General features: G+C 56.0%; 16 protein-coding genes and 2 tRNA genes. 3 read left to right on the forward strand and 15 right to left on the reverse strand.

The window, feature by feature from the left end; all coding sequences use genetic code 11:
* Positions 1-229: 229 nt before the first annotated feature.
* From Q0F21_RS01835 to Q0F21_RS01905, 15 genes are all read right to left on the reverse strand, one after another.
* Positions 230-679 (reverse strand): YqaA family protein, encoded by a 450-nt coding sequence (locus Q0F21_RS01835; RefSeq protein ID WP_297236866.1) that lies wholly within the window; start codon positions 677-679, stop codon positions 230-232.
* Positions 680-827: 148 nt separating this feature from the next.
* On the reverse strand, positions 828-1,208 hold the full coding sequence (locus Q0F21_RS01840) for a RidA family protein (protein WP_297236841.1): 381 nt from the start codon (positions 1,206-1,208) through the stop codon (positions 828-830).
* 18 nt (positions 1,209-1,226) lie between these two features.
* Positions 1,227-2,906, reverse strand: a complete 1,680-nt coding sequence (gene recN, locus Q0F21_RS01845; protein ID WP_297236843.1) for a DNA repair protein RecN — start codon at positions 2,904-2,906, stop codon at positions 1,227-1,229.
* Between the two features lie 12 nt (positions 2,907-2,918).
* Positions 2,919-3,782, reverse strand: coding sequence for a DUF4835 family protein (locus Q0F21_RS01850; protein ID WP_297236845.1), 864 nt, complete (start codon positions 3,780-3,782; stop codon positions 2,919-2,921).
* Between the two features lie 8 nt (positions 3,783-3,790).
* Entirely contained in the window at positions 3,791-5,011 is a 1,221-nt protein-coding gene (gene coaBC, locus Q0F21_RS01855; RefSeq protein ID WP_297236847.1) for a bifunctional phosphopantothenoylcysteine decarboxylase/phosphopantothenate--cysteine ligase CoaBC, read from the reverse strand.
* Positions 5,004-5,813, reverse strand: coding sequence for a 3'-5' exonuclease (locus tag Q0F21_RS01860; protein WP_297236848.1), 810 nt, complete (start codon positions 5,811-5,813; stop codon positions 5,004-5,006). Before Q0F21_RS01860 ends, coaBC begins: the two co-directional genes overlap by 8 nt.
* Complete coding sequence (gene dnaN / locus Q0F21_RS01865; RefSeq protein WP_297236850.1) at positions 5,810-7,021, reverse strand: DNA polymerase III subunit beta; 1,212 nt, start codon at positions 7,019-7,021, stop codon at positions 5,810-5,812. Before dnaN ends, Q0F21_RS01860 begins: the two co-directional genes overlap by 4 nt.
* Before the next feature lie 278 nt (positions 7,022-7,299).
* Positions 7,300-7,371, reverse strand: a tRNA-Glu gene (locus tag Q0F21_RS01870).
* A gap of 50 nt (positions 7,372-7,421) precedes the next feature.
* Positions 7,422-7,694: a 30S ribosomal protein S20 gene (gene rpsT / locus Q0F21_RS01875; RefSeq protein WP_297236852.1), complete on the reverse strand. Its 273-nt coding sequence runs from the start codon at positions 7,692-7,694 to the stop codon at positions 7,422-7,424.
* A gap of 65 nt (positions 7,695-7,759) precedes the next feature.
* Positions 7,760-7,831 (reverse strand) — tRNA-Glu (locus Q0F21_RS01880).
* A 129-nt stretch (positions 7,832-7,960) separates the two neighbouring features.
* On the reverse strand, positions 7,961-8,230 hold the full coding sequence (rpsO, locus tag Q0F21_RS01885; protein ID WP_297236854.1) for a 30S ribosomal protein S15: 270 nt from the start codon (positions 8,228-8,230) through the stop codon (positions 7,961-7,963).
* Between the two features lie 89 nt (positions 8,231-8,319).
* Positions 8,320-9,339 (reverse strand): hypothetical protein, encoded by a 1,020-nt coding sequence (locus Q0F21_RS01890; protein WP_297236856.1) that lies wholly within the window; start codon positions 9,337-9,339, stop codon positions 8,320-8,322.
* On the reverse strand, positions 9,332-10,252 hold the full coding sequence (locus tag Q0F21_RS01895; protein ID WP_297236858.1) for an SUMF1/EgtB/PvdO family nonheme iron enzyme: 921 nt from the start codon (positions 10,250-10,252) through the stop codon (positions 9,332-9,334). Before Q0F21_RS01895 ends, Q0F21_RS01890 begins: the two co-directional genes overlap by 8 nt.
* Positions 10,249-10,752, reverse strand: a complete 504-nt coding sequence (locus tag Q0F21_RS01900; protein WP_297236860.1) for a CD225/dispanin family protein — start codon at positions 10,750-10,752, stop codon at positions 10,249-10,251. The genes Q0F21_RS01895 and Q0F21_RS01900 overlap by 4 nt, the downstream gene beginning before the upstream one ends.
* A 101-nt stretch (positions 10,753-10,853) precedes the next feature.
* A complete protein-coding gene (locus Q0F21_RS01905; protein ID WP_297236862.1) occupies positions 10,854-11,384 on the reverse strand; it encodes a CD225/dispanin family protein in 531 nt (176 codons plus the stop codon).
* Between the two features lie 244 nt (positions 11,385-11,628).
* Between Q0F21_RS01905 and Q0F21_RS01910 the strand changes: the two genes are divergently transcribed.
* The 3 genes from Q0F21_RS01910 to Q0F21_RS07820 all read left to right on the forward strand — a co-directional run.
* On the forward strand, positions 11,629-12,999 hold the full coding sequence (locus tag Q0F21_RS01910; RefSeq protein WP_297236868.1) for a Gfo/Idh/MocA family oxidoreductase: 1,371 nt from the start codon (positions 11,629-11,631) through the stop codon (positions 12,997-12,999).
* 623 nt (positions 13,000-13,622) lie between these two features.
* Positions 13,623-14,249, forward strand: a complete 627-nt coding sequence (locus Q0F21_RS01915; protein ID WP_297236864.1) for a hypothetical protein — start codon at positions 13,623-13,625, stop codon at positions 14,247-14,249.
* A gap of 107 nt (positions 14,250-14,356) precedes the next feature.
* Positions 14,357-14,470: transposase (locus tag Q0F21_RS07820; protein ID WP_363282414.1), on the forward strand; the 114-nt coding region annotated here is incomplete at its 3' end.

Raw genomic sequence — 14,470 nt, forward strand, 5'->3', positions numbered from 1 at the left:
TATCGTGTGCAGTCTGTCTGACATAAGTATAGTTGATTCTTTTTGCAGCTAATATACTTTACGAGACCCTACGGGACAATCACTCTCTTCGGGGTAGTACCTTTGCTGCACTTCACCCCGTCCCACTTGTCAAAGCCTACTGACCGAGGTGTAGATGGGGTCTGTCTCGTCCGGATCGTCTCGGTGGTCGATGTGTTTTGGTCTGCGGGCGTTGTGAGGATGGCTCCTCTCAGAGAGCGCTGAGGGCTGCCTTAGTCGCCTCTCCGACCACCACGTAGCGGATAAACTTCCCGAGAGTCATCCAGAATAGGACGCCCCATGCATTGTCTCGCAGGTAGCCCATCGCCACGGCGATGAAGTCCCCGACCCCGGGTAGTGCCACGAATATAGAGACCCAGGAGCCACGCCCATGGATCTTGGTCACCCACTTCTGGATCTGCTCCTCTTTCATCTTGAAATACTTCTCCAGCCACTCCAACTTACCGAGAGATCCGAGCCAATAACAGGTCATCCCTCCAAGACTATTCCCGATTGTCGCAGCAATGATAAGTTGCCAATAAGTAGCGCCGCTGGCGAGGACGCCGGCAAAAACTACTTCCGAGCTGAATGGAAGTACGGTAGCAGCGAGAAACGCGGCGATGAAGACGCCGATGTAGCCGTAATTGATGAGGAAGTCCAGCACTCTATACTCTTATTCTATGATTTCTTACCGCAAAGGTACTTTTTCTTTGGCGGCAGGACATTGTGTACGTGTCGGCTGACTGTGAACGCTCAGCGAGCGCAGACAGGAGATCGTCTACGCTCGCTGATCCGGATGACGTCTGCTGTTACTTGGCTGCTGTAACCTCGATCTCGATTACTCCACCGGCGGGGAGTGCACTTACGGCGAAGGCGCAACGTGCAGGGAAGGGGGCAGAGAATTGCTCTGCATAGATCTTATTCACTGAGGCAAAGTCTCCCATATTGGTCAGATAGACGATGCACTTCACGACGTTGTCCATCGTCATGCCTGCCTCGGCAAGGATTGCCTTGATGTTGGCAAAGGACTGACGGCACTGCTCCTCGACTGTGTCACCGGCCAGCTTGCCGGTCTCTGGATTGAGTCCCAGCTGACCGGAGATGAAGAGTAGGTCGCCTGTCTGGATTGCCTGAGAGTAGGGACCAATGGCTGCAGGCGCTTTTTCGGTAGTGATAGCTTTTTTAGACATGATAGTTTATTGGTGTATTTAAGGTTTATGATTGTTGAGTAGTTCTCTTGCATTATCGAGTGCCGCTTCCGTCTGAGTCGAGCCGCTCAGCATTGTGGCTATCGCTCGGACTCTATCCTCTCCCTCCACCGGACGAAGTGAGGTATTGTAGCTCTCCTTGCCTTCCTCCTTGACGACGATCACTTGCTGATCAGCCTGCGCGGCTATCTGCGGTAGGTGTGTGATGGAAAGAACTTGCAGATGGCGGCTGAGGCGCTTCATGATGCGTCCCAATTGGTCTGCTGCACGTCCGCTGACACCTGTGTCTATCTCATCAAAAATGATGGTCGGGAGGATCTGATGCTCAGCGATGATCGCCTTAAGGGCGAGCATTATCCTGGAGATCTCTCCTCCGGAGGCGATCTCGTTGATGGGGAGTAGGGTGGTCTGCTTATTGGTCGCTATGAGAAACTGGATCTCATCCTGACCGGTGGCGGTCAGCTCCTTTGTTTTGGTCATGCTGACCTTAAATGACGCTCCTTTGATCCCCAGCTCGTCTATGCCCTCCATGAGAGAGGGGACAAAGGACTTGATCCCCTGCTCTCTGGTCTTAGTCAATTGCTCCGCAAGGTCGGTGGCGGCCAGGCGAGCCTTCTCCACCTTCTGCTTCAGCTCACCTATGCGATCCTCTCCGGAGGTGATGGAGTCCAGCTGCTCCTTATACTGATCCCTTAGCTGGATCAGTTCGTCGCCATCCGATACGTTGTGCTTGTAGATGAGCGATTGCAGTTGATTCATCCGGTCCTGGAGCTGAGCCAGCTCCTGCGGGTCGATCTCGATCTCATCAAGTCTTCGGGCAGCGCTGTTGCTGATATCCTTTAGCTCGATGTAGACCGCCTCGAGCCGCTCACCATACTCGCCGGCAGCGGGGAGAGTATCAGTCAGCCCTTTGCAGTCGTGTGCCAGAGTGTGGATCCTCGAGAGCACCGATGTATCATCGTCTCGACTATAGGCGTCGAGACCGGCAAGCTCCTGCATCAGCTGAGAGATCTCCGTCGCATGCTCTGCCATAGCCAGTCGCTCCCGAAGCTCCGCCTCCTCTCCCATAGTAATATGTGCGGAGTCCAGCTGCTTGTACTGGAAGGTGATGTAGTCCTCCTCCTCTCTCTCCTTGCGCACTCTCTCCTGCTCTGCAGCGAGCTGGGCAGAGAGGTCACGGTAATGAGTATAGCTCTCGGTGTAGCTCTCCCTTAGGCTGCTATTGTCTGAGAGCATGTCTATGACTGATCGCTGGAAGTCCGGATCGCCGATCAGTCTATTGTGGTGCTGGGAGTGGATGTCGACGAGATGGTCTCCGATCTCCTTGAGCAGGGCTGCAGAGACAGGTGTGTCATTGACAAAAGCTCTGCTCTTCCCGCTACTCAGGATCTCTCTCCTCAGGATGCAGGTGGGGCTGTAGTCGAGGTCATTCTGCTCAAATACCGGTCTTAGTCCTATCTTTTCCTCCAGAAGAAAAGTCGCCTCCACGACTGCCTTAGAGGCTGTGGGGCGGAGCATCTTGCGGATATCTGCTCTCCCGCCGAGGATCAGCTCTATGGCGCCGATGATGATCGACTTACCTGCGCCGGTCTCTCCGGTGATGGAGGTGAATCCCTCCCGGAGATCCCACTCCAGTAAGTCTATGAGGATAAAATCCTTGATATGGAGATGTGTGATCATTCCCTTGCTCTATTACTCTCTGATCCATGGGATAAGTTCCTCTACCTGGGCTCTAACCTCCGGATCATTACTCCACTGCTTCAGCTCTCCCGCCTTGGTCTCGCCGATCATCTGTATCAGTCTCGGGATCTGCATGGAGAGGCGCAGCTTATCCATCTCCACCAGCCAGTACTTCAGGCTCTCTCGCCCTCTCGACTCCATAGGCTCGTCCAGTACCTCCCTGTGGTAGAGACAGTAGAGCTCCCTCGCCTCCGTCCCCTCTCTCCCCCGCAGCTCGGGAAGTAGCCGCTCCGGGCTGAGGGGCGCAGTGCGCAAGTCGCCCACCTCTCTCCAGGCATCGCTGAGCTCCTCCGACCTCGGCAGGAGATGATCCAGGAAGGGTTGCCCACCCAGTGTGTCAAAGGAGTCGTAGTAGAGAAGCATCGCCACCGATAGATAATAGTACAGACGACGCCCCAAGATGCTCTCGGGGATCGCCCCCCGGAGAGGGTAGAAGCTCCGCGCCTCACTGTAATGAATAGGCACGTCCCGCTCCATCACGATGCAGAGCGGGCTCTCTTGCTCACTTCCGTAGATCGGTCTGTAGGCTGTCAGTGTGAGGTCTCCCGTGAAGTGCTGTCCTGATCCCGAGGTCAGCCGGATATATAGAGACACCTGCATCGGCTCCTTTGGCGTCATGCTGAGCCTGACATCGGGGCTGAAGCCGTCGCCAAACTTCCGGATGCGCTCTCGGAGTCCCTCGACCTCCTTTGCTCCCGTTGCACTGAGTGCCGACGCATCCACCTCCACGCGAGTCTGAACCAGCTGCTGAGCGGTCAGTGGCATAGCGAGTAGTGTTAGGGTAAGGAGAAGAAGGTGCAGACGTGTGAGGCGCATAATGGGGGTCAGAAAAGCTGAGGAAGTGACCTGAGGATCTCAAGTGCTACTTCCTCCTTCTTCATCAGCGGCAGAGTCTGATCGATCGTGCCATCTCTGCTCAGGAGGGTGACCCTATTGGTCTCGGTCCCAAATCCTGCACCGTCGTCCTCGAGGGTATTGGCAACGATGAGGTCAAAGTTTTTCCGCTTCATCTTATCCCTTACTTGGTCGAGGTCAAGGTGGGTCTCGAGGGCAAATCCTATGTGAATCTGTCCTCGCTCCTTTCGCTCACCCATAAGCGCCGCAATGTCGGGATTGGTCACCAGATCTAGCGTCATAGTAGGGCGGTGTTCCCTCTTGACCTTCTGCATCTCGGGACTCGCCACCCTATAGTCTGCCACAGCTGCGCAGAAGATCCCCACATCGTACGAGGTCACTCCGAGACATGCCTGAAGCATCTCCTCGGCGCACTCTACCCTGATCTGCTCCAGTCTCGGATTGGGTGAGGGGAGGATCTGAGCGGGTCCGGTGACGAAGGTGACCCTTGCGCCGAGACGAAGTGCCTGCTCTGCGAGAGCCTTCCCCATCCGTCCGGAGGAGTAGTTGCCGATAAAGCGGACCGGATCGATCCGCTCGTACGTCGGACCGGACGTGATCAGGAGGTGCTTCCCGGCGAGGGGCTGGTCTGTCTGAGTTTCGTCCTCCAGATCCGTCTCCAGTCTCCGGACGATCTCCTCCGGCTCCGGCAGTCGTCCCTTACCGATCAGATGGCTGGCGAGCTCCCCCTCAGCGGCCTCAAGTATTGTGGCGCCCATCTCCCGGAGACGTGTGGCTGATGCGACTGTCGATGGGTGGCTGTACATATCGAGATCCATGGCTGGGGCGACGTAGACCCGTCCTCGAGTCGCCAGGTAACAGGTGACGAGGAGGTTGTCGGCTATGCCGTACGCCATCTTCGCCATCGTGGAGGCGGTGGCCGGTGCCACGAGGAAGAGGTCCGCCCAGAGTCCAAGCTCTACATGACTGTGCCAGGATCCATCCGTTCGGTCAAAGAAGTCGCACAATACCGGACGACCTGAGAGTGTGGAGAGGGTGAGGGGGGTGATGAACTCCCTCGCAGCCTCCGTCATCACCACTTGCACCTCTGCTCCCGCCTTGATCAGAAGTCGGATCAGAGGAGCAGCCTTGTAGGCTGCTATACTGCCGGTGACCCCCAGGACAATGTGCTTGCCACTCAGGTTAGACATGGTCGGGACTATCGCTCTTGAGGTCGATCGCTTTCTTGATCTTCTGTAGCTGAAACTTCGTGTCCTCCGGGAAGTCGCTATTCATCATCCAGGAGAAGTATCCCGGCTCCCTTTTCAGTACATCCGAGACGAGACGCCCCTTGTGCTTCCCGAAATTGAACTCCACCTCATCACGATCGTTATAGATGAAGCGTCCGGCAAAGTCCACGATCCGGCGCTGAGTCGTGTACTCATCGAGCTGGTTGATGTCATTAGGAAGGTCGGGGTACTTGGCGAGCTGACCACGCAGGACGTTGTAGGTCGCCTGGGTGTCCGCCAGAGCGCCGTGAGCGCCGTCGAAGGTGGAGCCGCAGTAGAACTGATGCGCAGCTGTGAGTGTCCGTGCCTCCCGCTTGTGGAAGATCACCTGCACATCAACCACCTTACGGCTGTGCAGGTCGACAGGCACGCCGGAGCGGTAAAACTCCTCGCTGAGCATAGGGAGGTCAAAGCGATTGCAATTGTACCCCGCCAGGTCACATCCCTCGATAAATCCTGCCACCCGCTTGGCGATCTCGGAGAAGGTAGGCATATTCGCTACATCCTCGTCTGTGATGCCGTGGACTGCCGTGGACGACTTCAGGATGTGACACTGAGGATTGACACGCGTGGAGAGCGACTCTTCGCTGCCATCCGGTAGCACCTTGACGAGTGCTATCTCCACGATCCGGTCTCTGGCCGGGTCGATGCCTGTCGTCTCGAGATCAAAGAATACGAGTGGTCTCTCCAGTCGTAGCTGTGGAAGCTGGTCGATCAGACTCATATCAGCAGCGGCATATCTACGGCGATGATTGTCTCGTCCTCGTCCCTCTCCTGAGGCGTGATGATGGCGGCGTGAGCCCGGTCACCAAGCAGGAGCTCGACGTCATCTCCCGGTAGGATACTCAGGATCTTGATTAGGTGGAGAGCGCTAAAGGCGATCTCAAACTTCTCCGTCCCGCTGTAATTGACCGGCAGGGTCTCCTGCGCCGAGGTGGAGTAGCCGAGATCCTTTGCATCCAGCTGCAGCTGATTAGGCGTCAGAACCAGGTTGATCAGCTTGGTCGCATCGTTTGCAAAGATGGAGACGCGTCGGAAGGCTGCCAGCAACTGACTCCGGTCAGCGATAATGCTCTTGTCATTGTCCTGCGGGATGACGCTCTCACAATTGGGGTACTTGCCATCGAGCAGGCGGCACTGGAGTCGCATATCCTCACGCTCAAAGGTGGCGTAATTGGCGTATACAGTCACCCGGATCGTGTCCTCCAGCGTCGGAGCGGTCTCTTCTGTTGCTCCTTCAGCACCCTCTACATCCGAGGTGGTGCCGGGACTCCGGTGGGTAAAGAGGAGCTTGATGAGGGATACCGGCTTGCCCGGTAGGGTAAATGACTTGCCCTCGGGGGACTCGCTAAGCTGTACTGACCGATTCTTGTACAGTGCCATCATATACCCGTCAGTAGCGGCAAATGAGATCTGCTCCTGACTTATGTCGATGTGGACGCCGCACAGGAGAGGACGGGTGTCCTCGACAGAAACTGCGTAGTCTGTGTAGGTCAGTCCTCTGCTGAAGACGCCCGTAGGCAGATCCAGCACGGTGGACTGCTCATCCAGAGCCACCACATCGGGGTAATTGGCGGCGTCCTGTCCGACGAAGTCGAAGTGACCGTTGCTGTAGCGGACATTGATGTGCTGATTGTCCGTGTCGATATCGAAGGTAAGGTCCTGTGCCGGGAGCTCCTTAAGCGGCAGTAGCAGGTGTTCCGGTCGGATGCAGATGGCGTAGTCCTCGCCCTCGTGTGTCTGGGTGCGGAGTGAGAGGGTGAGGCGCGTCTCGCCGTCCGTACCGGTCATACGGAGGATGCCGCCCTTGATCTCAAGGTGTACATCGTTGATGATCGCTGAGGTGCCTCCGGTCTTGCCGGCAGAGGGGATCACTCGGCTGATGATCGATAGCCTGCTGCTTAGTTGCTGGCTGCCTACTGTAAATTTCATAATTGGTCGGATATAAGTCTCGTATATTCTTAGGGGTAAAATTACCAATTTGCAGAGATATGACCAATTGTCTCCCGGATTCGTCTTAGGTAAATGGAACCAAGAGCGGCGCTAAACTATTACCGGTATTAGAGATCTGTGAGAGCTACTCCGACTGAGGCTCTCATTTCCTCGGGATTGCTGCGTGATATGCTCTTGCTCTCTTCTGCGGAGCTAGCCCGGTGTATGGGGTAAAAGAAGAGCTGTCAGTCGTGGTGACTGACAGCTCGTAAACTATGTAGTCCGTATGAGAGTCGAACTCATCTTTCAAGAATGAAAATCTTGCGTCCTAACCGATAGACGAACGGACCAAATAGCTTGGGCCGAGATCGTTTTTAGGGCGATGACTTCGGCTTCTTTTTTACGCGTTAGCCTGATTACCCTTGAGGCTATTGAGCTTCTCTGCGAGAGAGTGCTTCAGGTTGGCAGCCTTATTCTTGTGGATGTGACCCTTGCCTGCCATACGATCGATCAGAGAGGTAACCTGCGGGAGGGTCTCCTCAGCCTTGGTGGCATCATCGAGGGCGCGGAAGTCGCGAACCGCATTACGCATCGTCTTACCGTAGTAGCGATTGTGTGTGCGGCGTGCGCTGGCTTGTCTTATTCTCTTAAGTGCTGACTTATGATTTGCCATGATTGGATTATTCTATCTGCACCCGTTCGAGAGTGTGTCCCTGCAAGAAGTTGGGGAAGAATTAGTAGTCCGTAGGGGAATCGAACCCTTATTTCAAGAATGAGAATCTTGCGTCCTAACCGTTAGACGAACGGACCGAAAACTTTCGTGCTATTGCTTTGCAAAGGTAAGAAAGTTTTTTACTTCTTGCAAGCCCCTGAGGTTTGGATCTTACTTGACCTGATCTTTAGCCTCTATGTGACACCACTTTACTCGGGTGGTATTGATTATCTGCGGATGTTCAGTTTCTCGATGATGGCGCGATAGCGATCGATGTCGTTGCGCATCAGATAGTCGAGCAGGTTGCGGCGCTTACCGATGAGGAGCTTCATGGAGCGTGAGGTATTGAAGTCCTGCGGGTGCTTCTTAAGGTGCTCCGTGAGGTGTGAGATGCGGTACGTGAAGAGCGCGATCTGGCTCTCTGCGGAGCCGGTGTCCTGATCTGACGTACCATACTCACCGAAGATTTCTTTCTTCTTTGCTGTGTCCAGATACATATCTAGTGACAAAAATGAGTGGTGAATACTATTTACGCATGATCACCCCGTACGTCCGGGTGACATTTGCGACTGCAAAGGTAGCACTTTTAGTTGGTTGCTCCAAGTGGATCACCCTCCTCCGAGAGTAGGTAGGGGGGGAAGGGTTCGCCTCCTCTGGTAAGTGGATTGGGGTCGTTGCTGAGGTGGGGCTTGAGGTACCTGTCGAAAGCACTGCCGGGGCGATCCACGAAGTAGTCCCTGTACTCTGGGTCGTCAGCCAGGTATGCCCTGAGCCAGCTGTATACGATGGCCCGGAGGATCGGGTACTTGGGCTCACTCGGGATGAAGTACCAGTCAGCGTGGTCCATACGGTCGATCGAGAGGAAAGCGTGCTTGGCGGGACCGCGGAGGCTGTTGTAGAAGGCGAGCGACTTCCAGGGGAAGGCGAGGATGTCGTAGCTTCCTGTCAGTATCATCGTCGGGATCTTTAGCTCTGAGAGGTCGTCTCCGAGGCTGTCATTAGCGCCGCCGCCCACCTTTGCGACAAGGGGACCGCCGTTGTAGGGATTGAGACCGACGACCGTCTTGATCTTTCCGCTAAGGCCATTGGGGTAGGGCATCATGGCGGTGTGGAGTACTCCGGCACCGCCCATGGAGTGTCCCACGAGTGCCACCGCATCGAGGTCGACATGATTGTAGATAGGGCTGTCCGGTCTCATGCTCTCACCTCGGAGGATCTGGTACGCCGCCATTAGCCCGGGAGGCCACTGGAATGGGCGTTTCTGGTCGAGAGCAGTGTAGGTAATGCAGATAAAGCCGTGCGAACTGAGGTGCTGGGGGATCTTCTGCAGAAACTTCTGCTTGCAATTGAATCCATGCACGACGATCACTGCGGGGACCCTGCCCTTCAGATTTTTCGGATAGTAGATCGTTGCAGGCTCGTCCTCGGCGAAGTATTCCTCATCATAGGTATTGGAGTCTGCGTAGGAGGAGATGCTGTCCGTCTCTATCTTTGCTAGCTTATCTATCTGTGACTGTGCCATCTCTCGTGTCTGTCCTAGTGCCGGTGCGAGGGTCGGTAGGAGGAGTAGGAGCAGATATACGCTCTTCCTTAGGTTATTATTCATGGTCTGTCGTGCTATTTGTCCCTATGGAGCGGACGACCCGGAGACCGATCAAACGGCTGGGGCAGTCGGGGAGTTGCTTCCTCCTGTAGTCTAAGCGTAGGGCGAGCGCGGGTGAGTGGAAGGATCCGCCCTTGGCGACGCGGTAGATGCCCTCAGCCGGTCCGCCGTATGCGGGCGTCCTCTTGCCGTACCAGTCCTCGCACCACTCCCAGACGTTGCCGGACATATCGTACAGCCCCAGCTTATTGGGGCTCTTTGTCCCGACGCTACGGGTGCCGTACTCGGGTCGGCGGATCATATCGGCGGGGTTGTAGAGGGGGTTCCACTCCGCATAGGCATTGGTTCTGTACCAGGCGTAGCGAGCCATCGTCAGTCCCGGTCCGCCGGACCACTTTGCCGTCACCTGGATCTTGTCCGCCTCCATGGCTGCCCACATCCACTCCGCCTCCGTAGGCAGGCGGTACCCGTCCGCCTCGTAGTCTCTCGTGACCGTATTGCCGACGATGGTGTAGACGGGCGTCAGATTGTCGTGGAGGCTGAGCTTATTGCAGTAGGTCACCGCATCGTACCAGGAAATACTCTCGACCGGTCTCTTGTAGGTGTCGCTGCGGTAGATCCCCTCGCTGTCAAATCGTGCGAGGCGAGACTTGTCGGGGCTGGAGTAGAAGGAGGGATCCTCGCCCATAATGAAGTGGTACTCCCGCTGCGTCACCTCATGAGTCCCTATCAGGAAGGGCTCCACCTCGGTCGGCTTGTCGGTCCCGGGCAGGACGAAGGATCCTCCCGGCACAGTAACCATTCCCCCGACGATGGCGCTGGAGGGGTTGGAGATGACTCGGTATGACTGTCCGTGGGTGTCTGGCATGGCAAGGGTCAGTAGGAGTAGGAGTAGTGTCTCTTGTCGTAGTCTCATGGTAGAGTGTTGGGAAAGTAGTCTCTGAAGAAGAGGAGGTAGAGTGTGTCTACCACCAAGCCGATTGCGAGAGCGATGTAAAACCACTTCTTCGCCGTCGCCGACTCTCGCTCCGCCCCCTCGAAGTCTCCCCTCTGGTACAGATTGCGCACCTGCATGGCGTGGAAGAAGGGGATAAGCCCGATGATCGAGCAGAGGAGCGTCAGCAGTATCGACTCCGTCATCCAGCTCTTGGGCATAGGTCGGCCGGGTAGGCTTGTCTGCACTGTTGTCGGGATCGACTCTACCTGGTCGTTTGCCGGAGTGACGGTGTCAGGGGCGGGACTCTCCTTACGCAGAAACCCCTTCAGCTCCTCCATCGTGTCAGCTGCTGTCCACTCACCCATCCCTGTGTGCCACACGAGGGTCTCTCCCCTTAGTGGCAGCAGGCGGAAGATCTCCAGTGAGTAGGGACCGAATTGCTCCCCATACTCATCTATATAGTAGTACTCCTTCTCCATTTATTGAGTGTCTTGTAGTATGTGCCCGGTGTCCAGGGGGCAAAGGTAGGAACAAATTGTCTATCTCTATTCCTTCCTCTCTCCTGAGAGAAGCGGGCTCCTCAGCCATTATTGACCATCTCTGCAAAGGTCTGGAGGGCGCTCCCAAAGGAGACGAACATCATCAGCACCACTCCTAGGAGGATCACAGCGAGGACTACGCTCACGAGGATGCAGTTTCGAGCCATCGACGAGGCCAGCTCCGCACCCTTATAGTCACCCTCGGCATAGCGCTGATTGCAGGTGATGCCCAGTGCGATGCCCACTATGCCCGGGATGCTGCCGCAGAGGAGCGTCAGCAGGATCGACCAGACCAGGTAGTTATTGGGCTTTGCCGGTATGGTGACGGACCCAGCACCGATCCCGACGGATGGAGGTGGAGTGCCGATGACTCTCTCGGCGCCGCCAGGTACTGTCTCATTGCTGGTCAGCAGGGAGCGGATCTCGGGGACCAGACTCGCAGCTGTCCAGCTCTCCATCCCCTCGCACCAGATCAGGGTCTGCGGGGTGATGACTCTGATCAGATCCTCCGCCGTCACTGGGCCTCTCTGCACCTCTCCATCCAGGTAAAAGTAGTAGTGATTGTCTGTCATTATACCGGTATCTCCTATTGGTGCAAATGTAATCAAAAAAGAATTTCGCCCTTCTGCTTCCCGACACTAAGCTTCTCTCTGCTGACTTTTCTTGGTTACTGTGGCTTGAAACGCCGTCGATCAAAATCTATTTTGGTATATTTGGGGGCGAAATGGTAAACTAATCACTAATCCTTTTGTTCTTATGAAAATGATGAAGTATCTTGCGGCGGCTCTCCTGTCTGTCCTTATGATCTCTCCCGTGATGGCTCAGGACTGCTGCGCCAAGAAGGGAGGGCAGGACAAGTCTTGCTCGCCCATGATCCAGACTACCGTCCCAGAGCGACCTGCCGGGCAGCAGGATATGCTGGCCTTCCGTGCCCCCAAGCTCCAGACCGTCCGGATCGGTATCATCGGTCTCGGCATGCGCGGCGTGGGTGCAGTCGACCGCCTCTCGCTCATCGAGGGCACGGATGTCGTGGCTCTCTGCGACCTTCACCAGGATCGGGCGGAGAAGAGCAACGCCATCCTCACTAAGAATGGTCGCCACTCTGCAGAGCTCTACTACGGCTCGGACGATGCGTGGAAGAAGCTCGTCGAGCGCCCCGATATCGACCTGATCTATATCGTGACCAATTGGCAGACCCACGTCGAGATGGCGAAGTACGCTATGGAGCAGGGTAAGCACGTCGCTGTCGAGGTGCCCACTGCCTTCTCGCTGGACGACATCTGGACCCTCATCGACACCTCCGAGCGGACCCGCAAGCACTGCATGATGCTCGAGAATTGCGTCTACGACTTCTTCGAGATGACTACCCTCAATATGAAGAATAAGGGTCTCCTCGGCGACATCCTCTATGCCGAGGGTGGCTATATCCACAATCTGGAGGACTTCTGGCCCTACTACGAGGGTGACTGGCGTATGGACTACAATATCAAGCACCGTGGCGATGTCTACCCGACCCACGGCATGGGCCCCGCTGCTCAGATCCTCGATCTCCACCGTGGAGATAAGATGAATGTCCTCGTCTCCATGGACGCCACGCCCCGCAACCTCCCCGCTTACCTCGAGAAGGCTCGTGGAGTCAAGGATGCCAAGGTGGCCAATGGTCAGCACACCATGACGATGATCCGCACGGAGAAGGGGCGCACCATCTTTATCCACCACGATGTCACTACGCACCGCCCCTACAGCCGTCAGTACAATGTCGCCGGCACCAAGGGCTACGCCTCCAAGTACCCCGCTGAGCACTACGCCCTCGCCGGTACGGATCTGAAGGATGCCGGCATGCCCGCAGTAGACGACCTCTCCACCCACAGCTGGGTCAGCCCCGAGATGCAGAAGGAGCTCTACGAGAAGTACAAGCACCCCATCACACGCGAGCTGGAGAAGCGTGCCAAGGAGGTCGGCGGACACGGCGGTATGGACTTCATCATGGACTATCGTCTCATCTACTGTCTCCGCAATGGTCTACCACTCGATATGGATGTCTACGACATGGCCGAGTGGTGCTCACTGATCCCGCTCTCCCAGATCTCCCTCGAGCACGGCTTTGCCCCCGTCGAGGTGCCCGACTTCACTCGTGGAGCCTGGCAGCGCCTCCAGGGCTACCACCACTACATGATCGGCGACTGATCTTCGACCTGTAGTTATCTGAGGAAACATCGTCCCTTACCCGGGGCGGTGCTTCCTTCATATAGCTAAAAGGCGGCGATCCCCACGGGATCCGGCGGGCACTGTAAAGCTCAAGTGAGTCAGCCTTAGGCATGCGGGGCAGTCTCTTGTGGGAGAGACTCCAGTCCCAATGGGATGAAACTCTAGTCCCGATGGGATGAAACTCCAAGGGTGACGCATTTGAGCTTAACAGCTATGCGAAAACGCACCTCTTTGAGTGTCCCCCCCTCGCCAGTTGCAGTATCATATGGGGCGAGTCGACTGGCTCGGACGAACTGCGGTGTACCCCGGAGGGGTATTTTGCTCCCCACTCTTTGCGATGAGCCGAGAGACTTATGTGCCGCTCAAGTGCGTCAGCTCTGTGCCTCCGGACTAAACCCGGTATTAGTCATCACTATTATCGGGTTTAGTGATCACTAATACCGGGTTTAGAATTCACCGAACTCTACCTGCCAGCCTCCGACCGGTACGATACCCCCCCACTCACTCCTTCTCCCCGGCTCCGGATGGAGAGATGGGTGGGGAAAAGAGGTATATTTGTTCTTGGATGTATATACCACACTTTAGTCTAAGACGCTCACGCGATGGGAGAGAAGAATAGTGTCATTACCTCGATTACCCTGATGGATGGGACGGTGCTGCCGTGCGAGCCGCTGGGAGAGGGCGAGAAGCCGGTGCCGACTCGCTGGGCTCTTAATCATGAGACCGGTGAGTATTACTACAAGCCTCACCCGAAGTTTCGGTCGGATGAGACCGAGGAGGAGATCGATGAGATCCGGAAGATCGGGTGGACGCTCTGGCTGGAGCATGCGTTCCTCATCTACAGGCACCGAGAGGAGATCCTGAGGGATAGTCGGATGTTCCTGACCCCGCTGATGACTCAGTGCGGTCTTGCCTACACGGGGAGCTCAGGCTTCGAGCGACCCACGGTAGGGATCTACTTGGAGTGGTGGGCGACCTGCCCCTTGGCGACGCACGTCGATGAGGAGGGCGTCCTGTGGTTAGTGACAGACTTCGGTGGCATCCCGCTCTCCGGGACCAATCAAACCACCTTCGTCAGCGAGGATGGTCGGAGAGATATGAGACCAGTCCATGACTTTACGGCGCTCTGGTCGTCGTATCAGGAGGTCAATGTCCGCTATAATAAAGCGAAGCGATACTGCCGCTCCTATAACTTCTTCGAGCTGGTGAAGCTCCTCGAGGCGAAGTAAAAAAGTACGCACAGTCAGATGACTGTGCGTACTTTCTCTTTAAGACCTTTGCAAAGGTCTCCTAAAGCACCTTGAGAGACGCTCCAGAAGACCGTCCTTGAAGGGAGTTGAGAGCATCGGAATCGAGGAGTTCGCAGTCTGTCTGCGAAAATGCCCCCGATGCCATCTATGTCTTCGACCACTTTCACGTCATCAAACTAATGAATGATACCCTGGACAAG

Source organism: uncultured Porphyromonas sp. (genome assembly GCF_934359325.1).
Classification (GTDB): domain Bacteria; phylum Bacteroidota; class Bacteroidia; order Bacteroidales; family Porphyromonadaceae; genus Porphyromonas_A.